A 23,265-nucleotide genomic window follows, 5' to 3' on the forward strand; every position below is an offset into this window, starting at 1 on the left:
GTAGGTGTGGGTCCGGAAAAAAGTTCCCGGAAAAAGATCGGGAAACCCATGGGGAAACGGTGGTCTGCGGCTTTAGGATCAGTGCCACGTAGTGAGTTTGAAGCGCCGCACTGGGAGTGGCGTTGGAGGTACCTGGTCTTACTGATGTTTTTCACTGCTTGGTCTCATTGGGTGCTTGGCACCGGGTTTTCAGGGGGAAATTCAATTGGATACATTGACGTACCGTGTGCGCGGTAAAAGGCGTGGCCACAGGCTCTTCATTGCGGTGTTCCTCTCCTGCGTTGCGGCGGCAGCGCTGTTGATCATTCCTTCCAGATCAGCGGCTCCTCCGGCCGAAGCAGCGGATCCGCCGGGTGAGTGGGCTACCCTGGCCGCCGGACCTGTCCCGGCGAGCAGTCCCCTTGCAGGTTTCGTTCCGTACGCCGGCAGTTACACCGGGGTGCCCCATTCCATGGAGTGGTTCTACGTGCCGGTCAGCTCCGTAGTGACCGGACCGGGCACGTACAACTGGTCAGGATTTGAATCGCAGCTGAACGCCATCGCCGGGCGCGGCCACCAGTCGGTCTTCAGGTTCTACCTTGACTATCCGGGAAAGCCTTCCGGTGTCCCCGCGTACCTCCTGAACACCGGCCTCGCCACCCACACCTACTGGGACCACGGGAACGGCGGGATCAGCGTCTCCCCGAACTACGACGACCCCCGCCTGCTGGACGCCATGGACGGTTTCATCGCCGCCCTGGGGTCCCGTTACAACGGCGATCCGCGGATCGGGTTCATCCAGATGGGCCTCCTGGGCTTCTGGGGCGAATGGCACACCTACCCGCACGACGGGTGGGCGTCCCCCGAGAACTGGCTCGCATCCCCCGCCTCCCAGCAGCGCGTGCTGCAGGCCTACACGAAGGCCTTCACCAAAACCAAGCTCCAGGTCAGGTACCCGGACGCCGCCAACAGCAGCCTGAACGTGGGCTACCACGACGATTCCTTCGCCGTGAGCACGTTGCCGGGGCCAGGGTGGCACTTCATGGACAAGATGGCGCAGGCCGGCGCCACCCAGAAATGGCTCACCCAGCCGGTGGGCGGAGAACTCCGGCCCGAAATCCAGCACTGCATTTTCGACGCTCCCATGCTCTGCCCCGTGGTGGAAAGCGGTGCCGACAACAAGTTCACGGACAGCGTGCAGGCCACCCACGCCTCCTGGCTTCTCAACCAGCACGCCTTCAGCCCCGGTTACTCGGGACAGGCGCTCAGCAACGCCACCGCCGCGGCCCAGTCCCTGGGCTACCGGTTCCACGCGACATCCTTCGCCGTCACCCGCGGAACCGTGGCCGGCCAGAGCGACGTCAGTGTCATGGTCAGCAACGTGGGGGTGGCACCTTTCTATTACGACTGGCCGGTGCAGATCGCAGCTGTGGACGACGCTGGAAACATAGCCAGGACCTGGTCCACATCATGGAAGCTCACCGCCGTGAAGCCCGGGATGACGGTCCAGTGGAAGTCGCCGGTCAGTGCCAGCGGGCTGGCCCCCGGCAACTACACCCTGCTGGTGCGCGCCGTAAACCCACTCGCCAACGGAGTGCCCCTGCGCTTCGCCAACGCCTCGCAGGACCAGACCAAGGCCGGCTGGCTGACCCTGGGCCGGAAGTACCTCCCTGCTCCCTGAACGCCCGACGGCGGCAGGCAAGTTACGCCGTCGGGCGCCTCATGCAGGCAGGGCCTTCGCCCGGTACCCGTCCGGGTTGTGCTGCTGCCAGCGCCACGCGTCCGCGCACATGCTCTCCAGCGTCTCCGACGCCTTCCACCCCAGGTCGCGGAAGGCGCTGGAGGGATCGGCCAGGCTGACCGGCGCGTCGCCCGGGCGGCGGTCCACCAGCTCGTAGGGCACGCTGGTGCCGGAGGCGGCCTCGAATGCGTGGATGATTTCCAGCACCGAGTAGCCGCGTCCGGTCCCAAGGTTCCACGTGTGCAGCCCCGGGTGCCCGGACAGGTAGTCCAACGCGGCTGCGTGGCCTGCGGCGAGGTCCATGACGTGAATGTAGTCGCGGACCCCTGTCCCGTCAGCGGTGGGGTAGTCGTTGCCGAAGACGCTGACCTTGTCCCTGCGGCCCACCGCCACCTGGGTGACGAAGGGGAAGAGGTTGTTGGGCGGGCCCTGCGGGTCTTCGCCGATGAGCCCTGAAGGGTGGGCGCCCACGGGGTTGAAGTAGCGCAGCAGCGCAATCCTCCACCGGCTGTCCGCCGCCTGCAGATCCACCAGGATCTCTTCAATGTGCTGCTTGGTCCGGCCGTACGGGTTGGTGGCCCGCAGCGGGAAGTCCTCGCGCAGTGGCATCTGGGGGTTGGCGCCATACACGGTGGCGGAGGAACTGAACACCAGGTTCCGGATGCCGTAGGCGTCCATGGTCTCCAGGAGGGTCAGGGTTCCGCTGACGTTGTTGCCGTAATAGCGCAGCGGCTGGTCCACGGACTCGCCCACGGCCTTGTACCCGGCGAAATGGATGACCGACTCAATATCGTCCTGGTCGAAGATCCGCTCGAGGCAGGACCTGTCGGCGATGTCCCCTTCAACGAAGGCGATCTCCCGTCCGGTCAGTTTCTCTACGCGCAGCAGTGATTCCGAGAGGGAATTGCTGAGGTTGTCGATGACGGTGATGTCGTGCCCGGCTTCGAGGAGCCGCAGGATGGTGTGCGATCCGATGTACCCGCAGCCGCCGGTGATGAGAATCCTAATTGTTCTGTCCTCGCTGATAGATGACGCCCCGCTGTGCCTGCAGGACCACTGATGACGGGGCCGGGTTCCCGGCGGCATCCGCTAAGCCGGCCGGCACCTTGACCTTGTGGCGGCGGCGGCCGTCCTGGTTGAAGTTCACGGCCGCCCAGCCGTTGCTGAATTCCCGGGACCAGACGTGGTTGCGGCCCTTGGGCTCTTCCGCCGGACTGCCCAGGCTCCAGTCGAGCTCGGGGATGTGCTGGGTGCGGCTGTAATCGTCATGGGCTGTTGCCGAATACGATCCGCGGCCGGCGCCGAAGATCCAGAAGGCCGCCAGCCCGTACGTGAAGTTGGGATGGGAGTCATCCCCGTCGGTGGGAACGCGCAGGATGGACAGGCCGGGGCCTTCCACCTGCGGCAGCTGGGCCTCGGCGGTCCGGGGATCGAAAAGGTTCTTCGGTCCGTAACCCAGCCATACCTCTTCGAAACCCCCGCCATAGGCGGCGTGCGAGGCCCAACGCCCGGGCCGCCGTCGTGATTCCGCAATGTTGGGCACCAGGATTTTCCCCACGCCGTTCAGTGACCGGCCGGCGGCATGCACCAGCAGGTCCAGCCCGTCCCTGAGCTCGGCCATGGACGTCGCTTCCCGGATGGGAAGGTTCAGCTGGTAGTAGTCCTCGAAGACGTCGTTATCAGCCATCACCCCGTCGAACGGTGAATCCGCAAGCTCCGCGGTGACATTCCGGACCCAGCGCTCGCGGTACCCGGCGTCCCGGACATTCATCTGCCAGTGCCCGCCGTAGCCGTTCCACTGGATCCGGGAACCGTCCAGCCGGGTGGCGAACCAGTCCCCGCCCTGGTCCTCGGCCTCCTGATGGCTGACACCGGAGCTGTACACCGGGCCGGGCTCGTAATCGCGGGTGGAGGACAGGCATTTGTAGCACAGCACTGTCATATCCGGGCGGAGCCGCTTCAGCTCCGCTGCCGCGTCCGTCTCCCAGGGCTGCAGGATGGCCGCGCGGTAGTGTTCCGCCGCGAAGGCCAGCTGGTCCGGGGTGATCGGATCGCCGTACCTGATCCAGGCGCCGACCCCGCTCACAGCTCTGCCGGAACCTTGTCGTCGATGAGCTCAGCCATATCGTCGGCGACCGGGAGATCGCCCAGGGCACGGTAGATCTGGTTGTACGAGGACATGACCTCGTGCATCTGGAAGAGCTCCTGGACCCGGGTGCGGGCATTGGCTGCATACGCGGCGTACTCGTCCAGGTTGCCGATCACTGCCTGGATCCCGTCAGCCATCTGGTGGACATCGCCCGGGGTGACGGTTTCGCCGCAGGGGCCGATGGTGCGCCCGTCCGGGGTGATGAGGTTGTCCGCGATCTGCTGGGCAACGCCTCCCACGTCCGAACCCACGGTGGGGATGCCGGCCGCCATGGCCTCGAGGATGACGATGGGCTGGCCCTCGTTGTAGCTGGGCAGCACCAGGAGGTCGAACTGGTCCAGCATGTCCCGCACGTGGACCGTGCCGTGGATGGTGACGTGGTCCATGAGGCCCAGCGCCTCGATCTTTGCGAGGCACGCCTCGTAGTATTCGGGCACGTGCTCGGTGGGGCCCAGGACGTCCAGGTGGATGTTGGGGTAGCCGCGGTCCCTCAGGATTTCGAGGCTGGAGAGAAGGTCAAGCAGACCCTTGATGGGCACCACGCGGGCGATGTAGACAAGGTGCCAGACGTAGTCCGAGCCTTCCTTTTCCATCGTGGCCAGCGCCTGCCGCCGGGCACGGTACTTGTCATCGAACTCCTCGATGACCATGCCATTGGGCACCACCACTGACTTGTCGATGTCCGTGCCCAGGCGGGCAGCCTCGGTGATGGCACTGGGGTACAGGTAGGTGATCAGCCGGGCGCTGGGATAGCAGAAGCGGCCCATTTCGGTCCACCACGCCATCCAGGCGCGCTGCTCCGCGGTGACGTCGAAGGTCCGGTAATCGTCTTCCGTGATGGACAGGGCCATGTTCCGGTCCAGCAGGGTGTTGACGGTGTCGCGGACGTAGAGGTTGTGTTCAGTCAGCAGGAAGGACGTGTCATGGTCCCGTGCCGCTGCGGCCCCGAGCAGCGAGGCGTAGCCGGTGGTGTGGGCGTGATAGACGCTGGCGCGCGGCATGGTCTCACCCAGCACGGCGAACGCCAGCGAGAAGAAGTTCCGCAACGTCCAGAACGAGTTGGCCAGGGAGAGATCCAGTTGGGGCATGCGCACCTGCAGCGCCTCCATGAATTCCCGGGACCCCAGCAGTGCCCAGAGCGGGTACTTCCGGGTGCGCTCGTTCAGGCCCTCATCGATCAGCTCCCACAGTCCCTCAACGTCGCCGTATTCCGAGAGCGCATAGATGGAGTCGAAGAGCCGGTGGGAGAGCTGCTCGCGCTGCTGGGACGTCATGCCCAGGTCCTTGGCTGACACCGAAAGGAAATCCTGCCGGTGCTCTTCCATGCTGAGGAACACGGTGCGGACCCAGCGGACGTTGGGCGGCATGCCGTAGAGGTCTGTCGACGGCGACTTGGAATCCCAGGCGATATGGATGATGCCGTAGCTCAGGTCCGGGTTATGGGTCACGATGTCGTGGACCACTGCGGACACCCCGCCCTTGAGGAAAGGGTAGGTGGACTCCATGACGATGGCTACGTCAACGTCTTCGTACTCAGGCTTTGCGGCCGGCGCCGGTCCGGAAGCCCGCAGCGGCAGGACGTCCTTGGGCAGTGTCTTCGGGCTTTTCAGTGTCGAGTACAAAATGTTCCCCTTATGCATTCTGGTAATCAGGCGTTTGGTGGTGCTGCTGGGTGGTTGGTGCTGGTGTGTGGTGACCGTTGCGGCGGTTACCAGGTGGTGGCGTGGCGCCAGAAGAGCGTGTACTCCGGCTGGCTCCAGTGCTGCCTGTAGAACATCCAGGCAATGACAATCAAGATGAAGTCCACGGCGCCGAGCAGCAGGTAGCTTCCTGATGCTCCGGTCAGGGGACCGAAGAGTCCGCCTGCCACGAACGCGAGGACACAGACGGCCAGGTGGACGGCCCCAAGGAGCTGCGGTGTCACCTTCTCGCCGATGAAGTCGAGTTCGTAGCTCAGGAGGGTGAGGACCATGAAGCCCCAGGACGCAGCCGAAGCCGCCACCGCAAGCACTGTCTGTGCCGGGTCGACGCCGGCCATCACCAGTGAGACGGCCAGCGTCAGGAGCGCGGCGATGGCGCCCGTGAGCAACACGGACCGGTCAACCACACGGGTGAGCCGGCCGGAACTGCCCTTGAGGGAGCTGATGGGGGCTTCGGCGATGTCTTTGTGGAGCCGGCCCAGGGCCTTGTCCACGGTGGGGGCCAGCTGGACGAAGTAGTAGTTGTAGGCCACCACGGCGGGCAGCATCGCGGCGAACACTGCGACGACGTTGAAGTCGCCTTTGGTCACGGCGAACAGGGCGAACTTGTCAGCCCACAAGACGGCGCCCATGAAGATGCCGCGGACCAGGTCCTGGCCCACCACGCGCATGCTGAGGCGCTGGACGAAGCCAAGGTGGCGGAGTCCGCTGCGCATGGCAATGATCTGGGTGAGGGTGCCCACCAGCGGCGGCAGCCACCAGGTGGTGGGGGAGATAAAGAGGGCAGCAGCGTAGCCGGACCAGGCGATGGCCCACAGGCCCCGGCGGTTGGCCACGTTGGCCAGGACGAGCGACTGGACGAACAGCAGGTGGAGGACACACAGGATGACGTAGTCCAGCATGACTGTTGCGGACCACCCGGTGGCCAGCCACATGGGAACGGCGAAGGCGGCAATCAGGGGCAGCGTTTGCAGGAAAATGGTGGGCCAGTACTGGCAGAACCGCTGGGTAATGGCGGCAAGGTCCCGCGCAGCCATGAGGTCACCCAGCACACGGTAGATGGGAAGGCACGCTGCCTGCGCCATCCACGGGACGGTAATCGAGGACGCGAGCACCACCAGGGTCAGCGGCACCCCGTCCACGTCCACGGCAGCCATGGTGGGGCTGACCAGCGGGTAGACGATGTTCAGCAGCAGGACGGGGGACAAGTACAGGAGTAGCTGGGCGCCCAGGCGCTCAGTGGCGCGCTGGTTGCCGTAGCGGTCCCGCCCGGCGACGCCCGGCCTGAGGATCAGGGCCAGGGCCAGGAGTGCCGGGAGGACGGCTGCCAAGAAGACGGGCAACTGGGAGCCGGTGGCAAAGAACTGGACGGCGAAGGGTACACAAGCCGACAACACCAGTCCCGCGAGAATGATCATGGACATTTGACGGGCATACGTATCTTGCAGCAAGGACTTCAAAAGATGTGGTTCTTTCCTCTAGGTCTGGCAATGACGGCCTGGGGGCCACGGCGGCGGACCGCAGCGGTGCTGCGGCCTTGTTGTTCAGGGCATGAAAATGCCCGCCCGTCTGTCTTCAATGACAGGCCAGGCAGGCGCTTGACGATTCAACTGATGGTCACCGGCAGGTAGGGCAGGTGACGGAGTCGACGACGGACTGGGGGGCCAACCCGGTCTCAGGGAGCTGGCTTCCGCCGTCGACTCCAGCTGGAGCCCGGCCACTGCGGAGGAGGCCGGAAAATGAACAATCCCAATTACACAAGCGAACGCAATGAATTCGCACGGGTAGCGGGTACTCAATTTTCGAAATGGCACTACTTGGTTCCCTGAATACCCAGCAAACCAGTGAATTCTCAGCTTCTTCTCTCAAGCGGCTCAAGAATTGATAAACGTGCGGCCTACTTCTCAGGATTTCCTCAGCGAGCTGGCAAAACGCAGTCAGAGCCACATCGCCGCAGGTCAGGCTGGTTTGATGGGCTCCAGCGCAGTCGCGGCCGCGCGCAGACTGTACTGCATGGCATCAATCTGGCCGAATTCGCGTCCATATTATTCGGCGTGATTAAAATCTCTTAATGTGTGGTTCGACGGCGCGCGGAAGGTGCCTCCGCGGTGGGATAAGCCGCCTGACAAGGAAAAATCTATCGACTTTAGTAGTTGCCATGAGGCGGCAGTGAGATTAAATGTGAAGTAGTTCATTTTCAGGCCATTGTTTGACTTTGCCGTCCTGCCGGATGCGTTTATAGGGTTCTCCCATGACTAACGGAAGAGCTGTTACCAAAGCCGTCATTCCTGCTGCCGGATTGGGAACTCGCTTCCTTCCCGCCACCAAGGCGATGCCGAAGGAGATGTTGCCGGTGGTTGACCGTCCGGCCATCCAGTACGTGGTGGAAGAGGCCATCAAATCCGGCCTGGACGATGTCCTGATGATTACGGGCCGCAGCAAGCGCGCCCTCGAAGACCACTTCGACCGCGCACCCGGCCTGGAGCGCCTGCTGGAACAGAAGGGCGACAAGGACCGGCTGCAGTCCATCCAGGCCGCTTCTGAGCTGGGTCCCATCCACTACGTGCGCCAGGGGGAGGCCAAAGGCCTCGGCCATGCGGTGCTGTGCGCCAAGCAGCACGTAGGCGATGAGCCGTTTGCCGTGCTGCTCGGGGATGACCTCATAGATGAGGCTGAGGACCTGCTGACCACGATGATCGAGGTGCAGCAAAAGACCGGCGGCTCGGTGATTGCCCTGATCGAGGTGGACCCGTCGCAGATCAGTGCCTACGGCTGCGCGGACATCACGGCCGTTGAGGGTGAGGACTTTGTCCGGGTGAACAGCCTGGTGGAGAAGCCGGCTGTTGCCGATGCGCCCTCCAACCTGGCCGTCATCGGCCGATACGTGCTGCACCCGTCCGTGTTCGGGGTGCTGGAGAACACCGCGCCTGGGCGTGGCAACGAAATCCAGCTGACGGATGCGCTCCAGACCCTGGCCGCCGGCGAAGGCGAAGGCTCCGGCGTCTACGGTGTGGTGTTTAAGGGCCGCCGCTTTGATACCGGCGACAAACTCAGCTACCTGAAGGCCGTCATCACCCTTGCATCAGAGCGGGTGGAATTCGGTGAGGACCTGAAGGCCTGGATGAAGGATTTCATTAACTGAGACATCCAAAGTAGTAACCATCCGCAGGAAGCGCGGCGCCGAATGCGTATGGAAAGGCCGGCAGCGGGCTCAGCCCCTGCCTGCCTGTATGTTGAGGCGGCAGCCGAAGGCAGCAGGGAAGGACGCGTTTGATCAGACCCTAGCCAGGGGCTCCATGACATAGGGGGGGGATTTTGGGGGAGCGCGGCGTTGCTGTGGTTATCGAGGATGATGGCGCTATCCGGGCATCGTTGACGGAGGTTCTGAGGCAGTCCGGTTTTTCCGTGCATCCGACGTCATCGGGCTCTGAAGGACTTGCAAGGGTTGTTGAGTACAAACCGGACATCGTCACCGTTGATATTGGCCTGCCCGACTTTGACGGCATAGAGGTCTCCCGGCGCATCAGGACCTTCAGCGACGCGTACGTGATCATCATCAGCAGGCGCGCGGACGAAGCGGACGCGCTCATGGGGTTTGAGGCAGGTGCCGACGACTACCTCATTAAGCCCTTCCGGACGCGCGAGCTTAAAGCACGCGTCAGGGCGATGTTCCGCAGGCCGAGGATCATTGTCCCTCCCGCCAGGCAGCAACTTCCCGCGGCCCGTCAGGTTCGCCCCGGGGCCGCCCTCGTTCCGGAGGTCCTGGGTTTGGTGGCCGCTCCTGAGGGGGCGCGTGATCTCGGGCATCCCGCCCAGCCCACGGGCAAAATCGATTTTGCACACCGTGGACTGACCCTTCACGAGGGCACCCGGCAGGTTGCGGTTGACGGTGTTGCCGTCAGCCTGACGCGGAGCCAGTTCGACATCCTCCTGGTCCTCATGGAAAACGGGCGGACCATCCAGACCAAGGCGGACCTGGTCCGGCGGCTCCGCAACGATCCCTACCACACCGGGTCTTTTGTTAGTGCGAAAGAGGAGCGCGCCGTGGAGGTGCAGGTCAGCAACCTCCGCAAGCGGCTCGGCGAGACCACCAGGAGGCCGCGGTGGATCGAAACGGTGCATGGTGTGGGATACCGCATGACCCCCTAGCGGCTGGTTACAGCCGTCGGATACCCACTTGGCGGCGAGCTCACCACCACTAGGGGCAAAGTGGTGAGGTACGGGACCGATCCGTTCAATTCGTCGCCCTTTCAAATGATGTGCAACAGCGCACCGATTGAACACGGGAGCTCAGGCAGTCCGCTCGTCGACTCTTCAGGAAGCATCGTGGGCGTTGCGTACGCGGGTGGAGGCGGGGACTTCGTCGCCGTTCCCGTGGAAGCGCTCAATGAAGTTCTCAGGGATCCGTCCAAGTTCAGCAACAAAACGTCCTGCGAATGAGCGCGTGTCCGTACTGGGCGAGATGCGGGCAGACTGCCGCCGTACTGGGGGACCCTGGGGCAGGCCTTCCCGAACGCTTGAATACAGCTCGTGATGGCTGTGGTCAGGACGCTATGTCAGGCTCTCGAATACCATCGTGGCCTGGATGCGGTCACCGCCGCCAAGTCCCTTACTGCCGCTGCTGGACGTGGTTATGGTGTGAAGCCGGTATCCCTTAGCTGCCTGAGCATTGATGGTGCTCTCCAATGAAGTGAGGTTCCCGGATCCGGTTCCCCAAAGCTTCTCCTTGAGGATTACTTGCAGGACTACATACTGCATTGCGCTAGGTCCTTTCTCGACGGTGCGTTGGTTGTGCTGTTCGACGACGTCGCCGTTCCACGTAGCGTAAGCGAGGTAGGAAGGGGCAGGCTGTCAACGTGCCGCTGCCCGTCTAGAACTTTTGGAAACAGTGGAACCCCCACCCGCGCTCAGGCCCGGCGCCATTTCGTCCACAACCCGGCCCGTAAGCCAGCTCACATTTACAGATCGTCTCTCAGATCACTGCTCCAGATGCATCTTCTCCACGATTCCCGCAGGTGCTGGATACGAAACCAGCCACAGGTCGATACTTGGAAGGAATAGTGGCAACAGAAGGACGGACCAATGACGATCTCCGCGAACCACACGGCCCCGGATACCGCCCGTAACACCGGGCCGGACAACGCCCTCACCGAGGCGGTCAAGAAGTTCGGTATTACGGTGGAGGACTACATGCTCCCCGCCCGGCACCAGATCCAGATGGTGGATCCGGAGGGCAGGCTCAAGCCCGAAGGCGAGCAAGGCACCCAGCCCGGCCACGAATACCCTGTGCCCGGCGACAAGGAACTGCTCGAAGCATACGAACAACTCGTCGTCGGCCGCCGCGTCAATGACCAGAACTCCGCCCTGGTGCGGCAGGGCCGCATGGCCGTCTACCCCTCCAGCCACGGCCAGGAAGCCTGCCAGGTGGCCGCCGCCCTCTGCCTGGGTGACGGGGACTGGATGTTCCCCACGTACCGCGACGCCGTGGCCGTGATGACCCGCGGCGTGGACCCGGTCCAGGTGATGACCATCTTCCGCGGCGACTGGCACGGCGGCTACGATCCGCTCCAGTACAAGGTGGGCATCCAGTCCACCCCGCTGACCACCCAGCTGCTGCACGCCGTCGGCGTAGCGCACGCCGCAAAGCTCCGCGGCGAGGACACCGTGGTGCTGGCCATGTGCGGCGACGGCGCCACCAGCGAAGGCGATTTTCATGAGGCGCTGAACTTTGCCGCCGTCTTCCACCTGCCCGTCATCTTCTTCGTCCAGAACAACAAGTACGCCATCTCGGTGCCGCTGGCGCACCAGTCTGCGGCGCCGTCGCTCGCTCACAAGGCGGTGGGCTACGGCATGGCCGGCGAACGGGTTGACGGCAACGATGTGGTGGCGCTCCTCGCAGTGTTGGACCGTGCCGTGGCCCTGTGCAGGGACGGCTCCGGCCCGCTGCTGGTGGAAGCCAACACCTATCGCATGCAGGCCCATACGAACGCCGACGACGACACCCGCTACCGGGAGAGCGCCGAGGTTGCCGAGTGGCGGGCCAAGGACCCGGTGAACCGGATGCGCACCTACCTCACCGGCCGAGGAATTTTGGACGACGACGGCGAGGCCCGGATCCGTGCGAAGGCTGAGGCGGTTGCCGCGCAGCTGCGCGAAGGCCTCGGCGAGGACGTGCCCGTGGACCCGCAGGAACTCTTCCGGCACGTGTTCGCGGTGCAGACGCCGCAGCTGAAGGAACAGTCTGCGTTTTTAGCCGACGAACTCGCCCGCGACGCAGCATCCGATTCTGACTCGAAGGAGGCCGGCAAGTGAGCCCCACCATCACCACCTCGTCCGAGGCCAACGGCAACGTTTCCGCCGCCACCGCCCGGGCCGCAGCCTCCGCCGCGGCGTCCGCTGACGCTGCCGGCCCGCAGCCGGTCACCATGGCCAAGGCCCTCAACACAGCCCTGGCCGACGCAATGCACGCCGATTCCTCCGTCCTGGTGTTCGGCGAGGATGTCGGACTCCTGGGCGGCGTCTTCCGCATCACCGACGGACTCACCGCCACCTTCGGCGAGCAGCGCTGCTTCGACACTCCGCTGGCCGAGTCCGGCATCGTGGGCATGGCCGTGGGCATGGCCATCAACGGCATGCGCCCGGTCATCGAGATGCAGTTCGATGCCTTCGCCTACCCTGCCTTTGAGCAGATCGTCAGCCACGTGGCCAAGATGCACAACCGCACCCGCGGCGCCGTGAAGCTGCCGCTGGTCATCCGTATTCCCTACGGCGGCGGCATTGGGGGAGTGGAACACCACTGCGATTCCTCCGAGGCCTACTATGCCCACACTGCCGGCCTGAAGGTCTACACGCCCGCCACCGTGGCCGACGGGTACCGGATGCTCCGCGAAGCGATCGACTCGGACGATCCCGTGGTCTTCATGGAACCGAAGAAGATGTACTGGACCAAGGACTCCGTGGACCTCGGCGAGCTGCGGCGCCTTCATGAGGAAGGCACGACGGCGGGAGAAGGCTCGGAGGGGAGGGCCGCCGTCGCGCGTCCCGGCACCGACGCGACGCTGATCGCGTACGGTCCGTCCGTGCCTACTGCTTTGGCCGCCGCCGAGGCCGCTGCGCTGGAAGGGCGCTCGCTGGAGGTGATCGACGTGCGGACCATCGTGCCGTTCGACGATGAAACAGTTGCTGCGTCGGTTCGCAAAACTGGCCGTGCCGTAGTCATCGCCGAGGCCCACGGGTTCGCGTCCGTGTCCTCCGAGATCGTGGCCCGCGTGCAGGAGCGCTGCTTCCACCACCTGGCCGCACCGATCCGCCGCGTCACCGGGTTCGACGTCCCGTACCCGGCGCCGAAACTCGAGAAGTATTACCTGCCCGGCGTGGACCGCATCCTCGACGCCGTTGACGACCTGCAGTGGGAGGACTGATTTATATGAGCGAAACGCGTGTGTTCCTGCTGCCGGACCTGGGCGAAGGACTGACCGAAGCCGAACTGGTGTCCTGGCATGTTGCCGTGGGCGATTCGATCGAGGTGGACCAGCCCATCGCCGAGGTGGAGACCGCCAAGTCCGCCGTCGAGGTGCCTTCCCCCTACGCCGGCATCGTGGCCGAGCTGCACGGGAAGCCGGGGGAGACCCTGGACGTGGGGAAGCCGCTGATCTCGGTGACGCCCATCTCTGTTGGTGCCGCCGCGGATGATGCCGCCCCCGCCCCTTCGCCGGACAGCATTCGTCCTGCGGACGATGCTGCCGGCTCAGGAAGGCCCGATGCCACTCCCGGGGCGGCATCATCTGCGGCGGCTGCGTCCGAGGCGGCAGCCGAGACCTACCGGGAAGAGGAGAAAGCTGGGTCCGGGAATGTGCTGATCGGGTACGGTACCCCCGGCGGGCATGGCCAGGCGCGGCGCACCCGCGCCCGCAAGTCTTCTGTCTCGGTGGTTGAGCCTGTCGAAACCAAACTGTCCAAGGAGGACGAGCTCACCCTGCTGCGGACCCGCGTTCCCGGAAAACTGGGTGCCGTCATTTCGCCGCTGGTCCGTCGGATGGCGAAGGAGCACGGTGTGGATCTCGGTGACATCTCCGGTTCCGGTGACAGCGGCTTGATCATGCGCCGTGACGTCGAGGCAGCCATCCTCCCCACCCGCTCCCTAACCTCGCAAGCTCGGCCAGGGAACCCTGCGGGCGTGGCCCCACCGGTGGTTGAGTCTGAGTCGTTGGTTGAGCCTGTCCAAACCCCTGTGGCTGAGCCTGAGATTCCTGGATCTCGACAGGCTCGATCACCGGAGGATAGGGACGCCCGCACCGGCCTCGCTATTTCGTCGCGCACCCCGGTCCGTGGTGTCCGCAAAGCTGTGGCGGCGAACATGTCCCGCAGCAGGGCGGAGATCCCTGAGGCAACGGTGTGGGTGGACGTGGACGCCACCGGACTGCTGGAACTCCGTGCCGGTATGAAGGCCAGCGGGGCCGAAGTTCCGGGCCTGCTCGCGTTCATCGCCCGTTTTGTCACAGCCGGGCTAAAAAAGTACCCGGAGCTGAACACCCGGATCGAGACTGCTGAAGACGGGTCGCAGGAGATCGTCGGGTTCGACGGGATCAACCTGGGCTTCGCCGCGCAGACCGACCGGGGCCTGGTGGTCCCGTCCGTCCGCGGCGCCGAAAAGCTGAGTGCCCGAGAACTGGACGCAGAGATCCGCCGGCTGACCGACGTCGCACGCCAGGGCAAGGCGACCCCGGCGGAACTGGGCGGCGGCACCTTCACGCTCAACAACTACGGTGTGTTCGGCGTGGACGGTTCCGCGGCGATCATCAACCACCCGGAGGTTGGCATCCTGGGCGTGGGCCGGATCATCGACAAGCCGTGGGTGGTCAACGGAGAGCTGGCGGTCCGCAAGGTCACCGAGCTGACCCTGACCTTTGACCACCGGGTCTGCGACGGCGGCACTGCGGCCGGCTTCCTCCGCTTCGTAGCCGATGCGATCGAAAACCCGCAGAGCCTCCTCGCCGACATCTAACGGGACCATCCGGTGGTTGAGCTCGTCGACCGGTGATTGAGCTTGTCGAAATCCGGGGTTCCGACAGGCTCAACCACCGGCGGATTCCCGACGCTGATATTCGATTCCGACGCTCCAAAAAGATGGCGCTACCCAGATCCGGGTAGCGCCATCAACTATGCGGGTCGAAAACGGATGTGCGCGTCGGGGAACGCAGTTCAGCAACTAAGGGGTTGGGCGGACAGCGCTATCGGCACTGTAGGACGTGACCCTTGAAGCAGGACCGCTGTCGAGCACCTTCGAGCGGACGGTGGAAGCGTCCAGGACGACGTTCTGCGCCTCGACGCTGCTCACCACATGATTCGTGGCTACGACATTGCTGTCGCCGCCGGCGATGAGGACCATGGTGGGCCGGGCGCCTGCCGGCACAATCCTGTCCGGGGCAACGTCGTAAGCGATGAGGTTGTTGGAGAAGAGGTTGTTGTCGCCTGCAATGCTGACCACTCCGTACAGATCGTCCAGACCGTTGGATTTTCCAATGAACGGCGGGAAGCCCTCCATGCCCCGCCGGAAATGGTTGCCGGTGACCAGGTTTTCCTTGCAGTTGTTGACGAGCCGCATCATCCCGGGGAAGAAGCCCTGGAACCTGTTCGACGTCACCGAGCATCTGTTGCAGCCGGTCATTTCCACCAGGCTCCTGCCCCGGGGGAACAGGTTGTTGCCGGTAACCAGGAGGCCCTCGTGGTTCTCCGCCAGGAGGGTGACCCCGTCCGGTCCGGCACCCATGAGATTGTCACTGACGATGGTGGCCTGTCCCGCGCCGGTGAGTTCGACGCAGTTGCCGCACTCGGCGATCATGTTGTCGTGTACACGCAGGGCATCGGCGCCGCGGACTATCAGCGCGTGTTCCAGATACACAAAGCCCATGCCCGTGATGTGGAAGGAATCGTTGTCCGATGCGACTTCGATGCCTGTCCTGCCGTTGCGGTAACTGTTGCCATCCGGCGGGAACTCCACACCGTCAAGGCAGAAATCGCGGAAGACAACCCCGGACAGGCGGGGGCTTCCGTCCCGCCGCACCAGGAAGGCCTGCGGAGCTGTTGGCCCAGTAAGCACACGGATGTGGCTGCCGCCCGGCTGCAGGTCCAACCAGCCGGACGTGTCCGCATTGTCCGTGATGCTCCGGGAGAAGAACCCGTGGCCGAAGCCGGCAATGGTCAGGTAGCTGATGTCCACCACCACCTGGGTTCGAAGGTCGTAGTCGCCCGGAGGGATGGTGATGACGGCCCCCGGCCTGGTGTCCGCTGTGGCCTGGCGCTTTTTGATGTCCGCGATGATGTCGTTGATCACCGCGCCGATATCCGCCTGTGCCGTCACCGCGGGCCGGCCTTTGATTTTCCAGGAGGTGACATCGTAGATGTTCGATTCCTGTGCCTTGTCCGCCGCCTGCGCAGGTCCTGTGGTGCCCAGGGTTAGAGCCCCGGCAAGGGCGGCAACAGCGCCGGCTCCCAGGAGCCTGCGTCGGCCCGGGTCAGTGGTTTCCGCACTCTTGTTGGTCACTCGTGTCTCCTCAATGAGCCGTTGGATGGGTAGGTGTCCGGGTCTGTGGCAGGGAAAGTGCCAAAACGTTTTGTGACGTCGGACGTACCGAGGCTAGGAGGGCGCAATGGCCGCTGTCAACGCCAAAATTTCACCCGGTTTTTTGGCACGACAGTGACTCTTGACACTCCAATACGGCCAGGCCTATGGTGAATGCCAAGTCGTTTTGGCAAAACGATTTTGCACCCCAGATCATTCTCACCACTTCCGTTCGAGAGAAAGTGAGTCGACAGAGATGTCCACTCGTACATTCATCAGCAGGATCGCCGTTGGCGGCATCTGCACCGCCGTCGCACTGGCAGCCTCAGCGTGCGGCGCAGGGGGCCCGGCGAACACGTCGGGAAGCGCCGGCACCAACACCGTCAACGTCCTGGTGGAAGCCGGCGGCCACGCCGAACTGACCGGCGTCGCCGAACAGTGCAAGGCCGAAACCGGCGTCACCGCCAACTTCGTCGAACTGCCCTACGACGGCATGTTCAACCGGCTCTCCAGCGAATTCTCCTCCGGCAACGTCTCCTTCGACGTCGCAGCCCTGGACTCGGTCTGGCTGCCCAGCTTCAAGGACGCCGTCCAGCCGATCGACGAGCTCTTCACTGATGAGGCCAAGAAGGACATCTTCCCGGCCCTGGTCAAGGAAGCCAACGTGGACGGCCACTTCATCGGCATGCCGGCGTGGACCAACGCCGAAATCATCCTCTACCGCAAGGACCTGTTCGAGGACGCCAAGAACAAGGCGGACTTCCAGGCCAAGTACGGCTACGCCCTGGCCGCCCCCACCACGTGGAAGCAGTACCAGGACATCTCCGAGTTCTTCACCAAGGACGGCATGTTCGGCACGGATGTCAAGGGCGCAGTGGAAACCGAGTGGCTGGCCCACGTCCTGCAGGCCGGCTCACCCATGGTCCTGGACGGGGACAAGGTGGTCATCGACAACGCCGCCCACAAGGAAGCCCTGGACTTCTATGTGGGCCTGGCCAAGGACGCCCCGTCCGGCGCAGCCCAGGTGGACTGGGCCGCGGCGCAGAACCTGTTCAACCAGGGCAAAACGGCCATGACCCGCTTCTGGGCCCACGCCTACCGCCAGATCCCCAAGGACGCCGCAGTGGCCGGCAAGGTGGGCGCCGCCCCCATGATCGCCGGGTCCGCCGGTGTCGGCGGGGTACCCGGCCCCTGGTACCTCACCGTGCCGAAGGCCACCAAGAACGCCGAGGCCGCCAAGAAGTTCGTCAAGTGCGCCTATGACTACAACAGCACGGGCATCGAATCCAGCCTGGGCCTGGCCGCCCGCATCTCCGCCTTCGAGAAGTACCAGGACCAGCCCGGCTACGAAAGCTTCAAGCCGCTGATCGAAACCCTCAACGGCAAGGCCACGGCCACCCGCCCCGCCACCGAAAAGTGGCAGCAGATTGTGGACACCGTCCTGATCCCCATGCTGCAGAATGCCGTGGCCGGCGGTGACTCCGCCACCCTCCTCGCCGATGCCAAGAAGCAGATCGAGGACCTCCTCAAGTAAGACCACCGCGGCCGGCACCTGACTCACCGGTGCCGGCCGCGGCCCCAACCAGCGGAAGAGAAACCCGTGCGCATCTCCGATCGCCGCTTCGCCCTGTTCCTGATGGCGCCAGCGGCGCTGTTCCTGGCAATATTCGTAGCCTTTCCCCTGTTCCGCCTGGTGGCGGACAGCTTCTACAAAATCTCGCCGATCGCCGGCGGCCCCCGCGACTTCGTGGGCCTGGATAACTACGTCCGCGCCTTCGCCTCCGAGGCCTTCACCGGCGCCGGCTGGCGGACCCTGGCCTACACCCTGGTGGTGGTAACCCTCGAGTTCGCCCTCGGCCTGGGCATGGCACTGCTGTTCACCATGCTGGGCAAGAGCTCCCAGATCTGGCGGACCGTATTCATGTACCCGCTGATGATCGCCCCCATCGTGGCCGGCCTGCTGTGGAAGTTCCTGATGATCGACAACTTCGGCCTCATCGGGACCCTCCTGCACCAGGCAGGCATCCTGTCCGACCCCAACCAGATCGGCTGGCTCTCGGACCCCAACATCGTGCTGTTCTCGGTGGCGATCCCGGACATCTGGCTCACCACCTCCTTCATGTGCCTGGTGCTGTTCGCCGGGCTGCAGAACATCCCGGGCGACCTCATCGAAGCCGCCCGGCTGGACGGCGCACGGGCCCCGGACCTGCTTTTCCGGATCATCCTGCCGCTGCTGCGCCCCGTCATTGCCGTGGCCCTGGTGGTCCGCGGCATCGACGCTGCCCGAGCCTTCGACACCATCCTCATCCAAACCAACGGCGGCCCGCAGTCCGCCTCGGAAACCATGAGCCTGCTGATTTACCGCACCATGATCCGCTTCGGCGATCCCGGGCTGGCCAGCGCCATGGGCACCATCTACCTGCTGGCGATGCTCGCCGTCGCGTTCTTCGCGGTGGCCACCATCTGGCGGCCAGGAAAGGACAACTGATGCGCGTCGCCGAACGCATGAAGCACGACGCCGGCACCCCGGCCCGGGCGGCTGGGGCACCTTCCGCAGCACCCGCCGTCGTCCGTCCCCGCAAGCGCCGCGGCGTCAACCGCGAAGGCCTGGAAGCGGGCCGGCGCAGCACCCGGACCCTGCTGTGGGTCCTGCTGGCAGCGGCCATGGTGCTCTACGGGTTCCCGTTCCTGTACCTGCTGTTCACGTCCTTCAAGACGCCCATCGACACCATCGCGGTGCCGCCCACCATCCTCCCCAGGGAATGGACGCTGGAGAACTACACCAACGCCCTGGGCCGCAGCGGGGTCCTGGCCTCGTTCATCAACAGCGTCCAGACAGCCATCATCAGCACCGTCCTGTCCCTGGCCCTGGCCGTCCCCGCGGCCTACGGGATCACCCGGTACAAAACCCTCAGCGGCCGGATCTTCATCATGGCCGCGCTGGTGACGCGCATGGTGCCGCCGGTGGCCATCGGCATCCCGCTGGCCTCCATGATGGGGACGCTGGGCCTCTCCGATACCCCCATCGCCCTGTCCATCGCGCACACCACCATCTCGCTGCCGCTTTCCATCTGGCTGATGTCCAGCTTCTTCGAGGCCGTCCCGCAGGACCTGGAGGAGGCGGCCACCGTGGACGGATGCAGCAGGCTCGGCGCGCTCTGGCGGGTGGTGATCCCTGTAGTGTCCGGCGGCATCGCCGTGACCGCGATCTTCGCCTTCCTGGCCTCCTGGAACGAGTTCCTCTTCGCCCTCCTGATGACGGCCATCCGCTCGCAGACCACCCCCGTGGTGATCGCCAACTTCCAGACCCAGTTCGGCCTGGACTGGGGTTCCATGACCGCACTGGCGGCCGTCTACTCCATCCCGGTCATCCTCCTGACGCTGCTCCTGCAGCGCAAGATCGTGGCCGGCATGACGCTCGGCGCCGTCAAGGGCTGAGCACCACCAACCAACCAGAAGGACGCGCGAGATGAGCAACAGGAACATCGGGATCAAGGACGTGGCGGTGGCCGCCGGCGTGTCCGTGACCACTGTTTCGCACGTCCTCAACGAGGTTTCCCACGCCCGGGTCAGCCCCGCAACCAAGGACAGGGTCAGGTCCGCTGCCGAGCAACTGGGCTACGGTCCCAACCGCCTGGCCCGGGCCCTGCGCACCCAGCGGACGGGCATGCTGGGGCTGGTGAGCGAGGACATCGCCACCACGCCCCACGCCGGCCGCATCATCCTGGGCGCTGACGAGGCCGCCAAGGCCCGCGGCTACAACCTCATGATCATCAACACGTCAGCGTCGGCCAGCCTGGAATCCCGGCAGGCCGACGTCGAGGCCCTCCTGGAACGCCGGGTGGACGGCATCCTCTACGCCACCATGTACCACCGCAACGTGGAGCTGCCGGCCAACCTCGGCAGCGTGCCCTCCGTCCTGGTGGACTCCGTGGCGGCCGGAGGCGACATCACGGCCGTCATCCCGGACGAAGAGGGCGGCGCACGCGCAGCCGTGGCCGCGCTCCTCGAAGCCGGGCACACCCGGGTTGGCTTCATCAACAACACGGACGACGTCCCCGCAACCCACCAGCGGCTCCGCGCCTTCCGGGCCACCCTGTCGGATGCAGGGCTCGACGGCGGCGCGGCACCCGTCGAGTCTGCGGTCTCCGAGGTGCAGGGCGGCTACGAGGCAGCCCTCCGGATCCTTGCACGCGACGACCGCGCGGAGGCGCCCACGGCCCTGTTCTGCTACAACGACCGCATGGCGATCGGTGCCTACCGCGCCGCCGCAGAGCTGGGGCTCCGGATCCCGGAGGACCTGTCCGTGGCCGGCTTCGACAACCAGGAACTCCTTGCCGCGAACATCCACCCGGGCCTGACCACCGTGGCCCTGCCGCACTACGAGATGGGCGCCTGGGCCACCGAACACCTGATTGACGCCGTCGAGGGCAAAACCGACCTGGCCCTCATGGCACTCCACCCGACCATCCTGGGCTGCCCCCTGGTACGCCGCGACTCCATCGCGGCCCCACGGACCTAGCAGCCAGTACCTTCCACGTCCCCAGAGGAACGCCTTACATGTCCAGCAGCGTTGAAGCCGCACTCCCCGAAACCGCCCCCGCCACCACCGGGTGGAGGCCTGCCCTGCACTACACGGCACGGGACACCTGGCTGAACGATCCCAACGGCCTGGTGTACTACGGCGGTCAGTACCACCTCTTCTACCAGAACAACCCGTTCGGCAACGTCTGGGGCAACATGTCCTGGGGCCACGCCACCTCCCGCGACCTGCTGCACTGGACCGAACACCCCGTGGCCATCGCCTGCGACGAGACGGAAGACATCTTTTCCGGGAGCGTGGTGGTGGACCACGGCAACACCTCCGGCCTCGGCACGGCCGAATCACCGGCCCTGGTGGCTATCTACACCAGCGCGTTCAAGGCCGGATCCGAGCACGGCGGCACGCAGGCGCAGTCCCTGGCCTTCAGCACGGACGGCGGCATGAGCTGGAGCAAATTCGGGGGAAACCCTGTCCTCAGCAGGAACTCCGCGCACTTCCGCGACCCAAAAGTCTTCCGTTACCAAGGGGAGAACGGCGCTTACTGGGTTATGGCCGCTGTTGAAGCGCAGCACCAGAAAGTGGTCCTGTACCGCTCCGAGGACCTCAAAGTTTGGGACTATCTCAGCGACTTCGGCCCCGCGAACGCCGACGCCGGTGAGTGGGAGTGCCCGGACCTCTTTCCGCTCGCCGTTGACGGGGACCCGGGCAACACCAAGTGGGTGCTGATTGTCAACGTCAACCCCGGGGCCGTGGCTGGTGGTTCCGGCGGCCAGTACTTCGTGGGCCATTTCGACGGTGCCAGTTTCGTTGCGGACGAGTCCTCGCTTGCTGCGCCGGCCGGGATCAGCGCGCTGGGTGACGCAGCCGGGGCGACGGCGGCACTCCGGTGCTGCCTCTGGCTGGACTGGGGGAGGGACTGCTACGCGTCCGTATCCTTCAGCAACGTCCCGGACGGCCGGCGCATCATCATCGGCTGGATGAACAACTGGGACTACGCCAACCAGCTGCCCACTGCCCCCTGGCGCTCCTCGATGACCCTGGCGCGCGAGCTGCGGCTCACAGCGGATGGCGGCTCCGCCCGCCTGGTCCAAGAACCCGTACTGGGCGGCGGCAGCTCCGGAACCAGCCTGCCCGGCACCGGCGAATGCGTCCGTTCCGGCACCTTTGACCTGGCGGACGCTGCCTTCCGGTTGCCGGATGCCGTCCCCGGCGCAGCCCAGGTCATCGACGCCGAAATCCTCCCCGGAACCGCAGGGCAGGTGTCCTTCCACCTGCTCGAAAACGAGGACGGCAGCGCGGGAACGGTGCTGAGCTACCACCCGGCCAGCGCAGAGCTGGTCCTGGACCGCCGGCAGTCGGGCAACACCAATTTCCACGCAAAGTTCCCGTCGGCGGAAGCAGCCCCGCTCAACCTGGCGGACGGCGTGCTCAAGCTGCGCATCGTCGTCGACCATTGCTCGGTGGAGGTGTTCGCGCAGGACGGCCAGGTGGTCCTCACCGACCTCGTTTTCCCACTCGCCGGCCAGACGCGGAACCGGCTGACGGCCACCGGCGGCCCGGCAAGCATCCGGACGCTGACCGTCACCGCGCTCAGCTAAACCGTCCCTCAACACCTACAGGAAGGCCACCATGCCAGCAGACCAGTACACAGGCGACGACGCCACGGAGCACCTTGACGTGGTGGTGGTCGGCGAAGCCCTCGTGGACATCGTCGTCTCACCCCGCGGCACCGAAGAGCACCCCGGCGGATCGCCCGCGAACGTCGCCTACGGGCTCGGAAGGCTCGGAGTGGGTACCGGCCTGATGACCTCGATCGGCAGCGACCCCCACGGCGCCGCCATCGAACAGCATCTCCACAGCGCGGGTGTCCGGCTCCTGCCGGGATCCCGGGGGACAGGCACAACGGCCACGGCCACCGCTGTCCTGGCCTCGGACGGCTCGGCCCGGTACGACTTTGACATCCGCTGGGACCTGTCCCGGACTGCCCCGGCGGCCCTCCCGAAGATCCTGCATACCGGCTCCATAGCCACCTTCCTGGAACCCGGCGCCTCCGTGGTGCGCGAGCTGCTGGAGCAGTCGCACCGGCGCTGCATGGTCACATACGATCCCAACGTCAGGCCGTCCCTGCTGGGCAGCCACTTTGAGGCTGTAGCCATCTTCGAAGAGCTCCTGCCGTTCACCGAGGTGGTGAAACTCAGCGACGAGGACGCGCGGTGGCTCTACCCCCGGCTGACCCTGGACGAAGTTTCCCGGCGGATCCTCTGGCTGGGGCCGGCCCTGGTGGCCATCACCAGGGGAGCGGATGGTTCCCTGCTCACCACCCGTGACGCACAGGTGGCCGTGCCTTCCCTCAAGTCCGTTGTGGCGGACACCATCGGCGCCGGCGATTCCTACATGTCCGCCCTGATCTACGGGCTGTTGATGCGCGGAGCCGACGGGCTGGCACCATCGGTGCTGGAGGCACTGGGGCGGATGGCAGCCAAGGCCGCAGCCATCACCGTCCGGCGGCCCGGCGCCCATCCGCCCACACTGGAAGAACTCCGGGCAGACCTCCCGGAGCACGAACCGGCAGCCCGCTGAGCAACCACACCA

18 protein-coding genes are annotated in these 23,265 nt (G+C 65.1%); 13 read left to right on the plus strand and 5 right to left on the minus strand.

What is annotated here, in order from left to right; translation table 11 throughout:
* The first annotated feature begins 439 nt into the window (after window positions 1–439).
* Complete coding sequence (locus UC32_RS00885) at window positions 440–1,660, plus strand: DUF4832 domain-containing protein (protein WP_235423550.1); 1,221 nt, start codon at window positions 440–442, stop codon at window positions 1,658–1,660.
* Window positions 1,661–1,699: 39 nt separating this feature from the next.
* On the opposite strand, the gene galE is transcribed toward UC32_RS00885, so the two are convergent.
* From galE to UC32_RS00905, 4 genes are all read right to left on the minus strand, one after another.
* Window positions 1,700–2,728, minus strand: coding sequence for a UDP-glucose 4-epimerase GalE (galE, locus tag UC32_RS00890; protein ID WP_045729829.1), 1,029 nt, complete (start codon window positions 2,726–2,728; stop codon window positions 1,700–1,702).
* Window positions 2,724–3,806, minus strand: coding sequence for a putative glycoside hydrolase (locus UC32_RS00895; RefSeq protein WP_045729412.1), 1,083 nt, complete (start codon window positions 3,804–3,806; stop codon window positions 2,724–2,726). Before UC32_RS00895 ends, galE begins: the two co-directional genes overlap by 5 nt.
* Window positions 3,803–5,509 (minus strand): GT4 family glycosyltransferase PelF, encoded by a 1,707-nt coding sequence (gene pelF, locus UC32_RS00900; protein ID WP_152642523.1) that lies wholly within the window; start codon window positions 5,507–5,509, stop codon window positions 3,803–3,805. Before pelF ends, UC32_RS00895 begins: the two co-directional genes overlap by 4 nt.
* 68 nt (window positions 5,510–5,577) lie before the next feature.
* Window positions 5,578–6,993 (minus strand): hypothetical protein, encoded by a 1,416-nt coding sequence (locus tag UC32_RS00905; RefSeq protein WP_045729413.1) that lies wholly within the window; start codon window positions 6,991–6,993, stop codon window positions 5,578–5,580.
* Window positions 6,994–7,820: 827 nt separating this feature from the next.
* On the opposite strand from UC32_RS00905, the gene galU reads away from it, so the two are divergent.
* The 6 genes from galU to UC32_RS00935 all read left to right on the plus strand — a co-directional run bounded on the left by galU (window position 7,821) and on the right by UC32_RS00935 (window position 14,573).
* On the plus strand, window positions 7,821–8,711 hold the full coding sequence (gene galU, locus UC32_RS00910; RefSeq protein WP_045729414.1) for a UTP--glucose-1-phosphate uridylyltransferase GalU: 891 nt from the start codon (window positions 7,821–7,823) through the stop codon (window positions 8,709–8,711).
* A 173-nt stretch (window positions 8,712–8,884) separates the two neighbouring features.
* Window positions 8,885–9,718: a response regulator transcription factor gene (locus tag UC32_RS00915; protein WP_045729415.1), complete on the plus strand. Its 834-nt coding sequence runs from the start codon at window positions 8,885–8,887 to the stop codon at window positions 9,716–9,718.
* A 3-nt stretch (window positions 9,719–9,721) separates the two neighbouring features.
* Window positions 9,722–10,009, plus strand: coding sequence for a S1 family peptidase (locus UC32_RS21140; protein ID WP_082071847.1), 288 nt, complete (start codon window positions 9,722–9,724; stop codon window positions 10,007–10,009).
* Between the two features lie 642 nt (window positions 10,010–10,651).
* Entirely contained in the window at window positions 10,652–11,881 is a 1,230-nt protein-coding gene (locus tag UC32_RS00925; RefSeq protein WP_045729417.1) for a thiamine pyrophosphate-dependent dehydrogenase E1 component subunit alpha, read from the plus strand.
* Window positions 11,878–12,990, plus strand: a complete 1,113-nt coding sequence (locus UC32_RS00930) for an alpha-ketoacid dehydrogenase subunit beta (protein WP_045729418.1) — start codon at window positions 11,878–11,880, stop codon at window positions 12,988–12,990. Before UC32_RS00925 ends, UC32_RS00930 begins: the two co-directional genes overlap by 4 nt.
* Window positions 12,991–12,995: 5 nt before the next feature.
* The gene (locus UC32_RS00935) at window positions 12,996–14,573 is read left to right on the plus strand and encodes a dihydrolipoamide acetyltransferase family protein (protein ID WP_045729419.1); all 1,578 of its coding nucleotides are present in this window, start codon (window positions 12,996–12,998) and stop codon (window positions 14,571–14,573) included.
* Between the two features lie 204 nt (window positions 14,574–14,777).
* Here the strand turns inward: UC32_RS00935 and UC32_RS00940 are convergent, their stop codons facing one another.
* A complete protein-coding gene (locus UC32_RS00940) occupies window positions 14,778–16,112 on the minus strand; it encodes a NosD domain-containing protein (RefSeq protein WP_052690492.1) in 1,335 nt (444 codons plus the stop codon).
* A gap of 274 nt (window positions 16,113–16,386) precedes the next feature.
* Here UC32_RS00940 and UC32_RS00945 point away from each other — a divergent pair, with 274 nt between their 5' ends.
* The 6 genes from UC32_RS00945 (at window position 16,387) to UC32_RS00970 (ending at window position 23,253) form a co-directional block, all read left to right on the plus strand.
* The gene (locus UC32_RS00945) at window positions 16,387–17,664 is read left to right on the plus strand and encodes an ABC transporter substrate-binding protein (RefSeq protein ID WP_045729420.1); all 1,278 of its coding nucleotides are present in this window, start codon (window positions 16,387–16,389) and stop codon (window positions 17,662–17,664) included.
* Window positions 17,665–17,730: 66 nt separating this feature from the next.
* Window positions 17,731–18,618, plus strand: a complete 888-nt coding sequence (locus UC32_RS00950; RefSeq protein WP_045729421.1) for a carbohydrate ABC transporter permease — start codon at window positions 17,731–17,733, stop codon at window positions 18,616–18,618.
* On the plus strand, window positions 18,618–19,568 hold the full coding sequence (locus UC32_RS00955; RefSeq protein WP_045729422.1) for a carbohydrate ABC transporter permease: 951 nt from the start codon (window positions 18,618–18,620) through the stop codon (window positions 19,566–19,568). The genes UC32_RS00950 and UC32_RS00955 overlap by 1 nt, the downstream gene beginning before the upstream one ends.
* A 31-nt stretch (window positions 19,569–19,599) precedes the next feature.
* Window positions 19,600–20,652, plus strand: coding sequence for a LacI family DNA-binding transcriptional regulator (locus UC32_RS00960; RefSeq protein ID WP_045729423.1), 1,053 nt, complete (start codon window positions 19,600–19,602; stop codon window positions 20,650–20,652).
* Window positions 20,653–20,690: 38 nt separating this feature from the next.
* Window positions 20,691–22,271, plus strand: a complete 1,581-nt coding sequence (locus UC32_RS00965; protein WP_045729424.1) for a glycoside hydrolase family 32 protein — start codon at window positions 20,691–20,693, stop codon at window positions 22,269–22,271.
* A gap of 31 nt (window positions 22,272–22,302) precedes the next feature.
* Window positions 22,303–23,253 (plus strand): carbohydrate kinase family protein, encoded by a 951-nt coding sequence (locus UC32_RS00970; protein ID WP_045729425.1) that lies wholly within the window; start codon window positions 22,303–22,305, stop codon window positions 23,251–23,253.
* The last annotated feature ends 12 nt before the right edge of the window (window positions 23,254–23,265 follow it).

This window comes from Pseudarthrobacter chlorophenolicus (genome assembly GCF_000962805.1).
Lineage (GTDB): Bacteria > Actinomycetota > Actinomycetes > Actinomycetales > Micrococcaceae > Arthrobacter > Arthrobacter chlorophenolicus_A.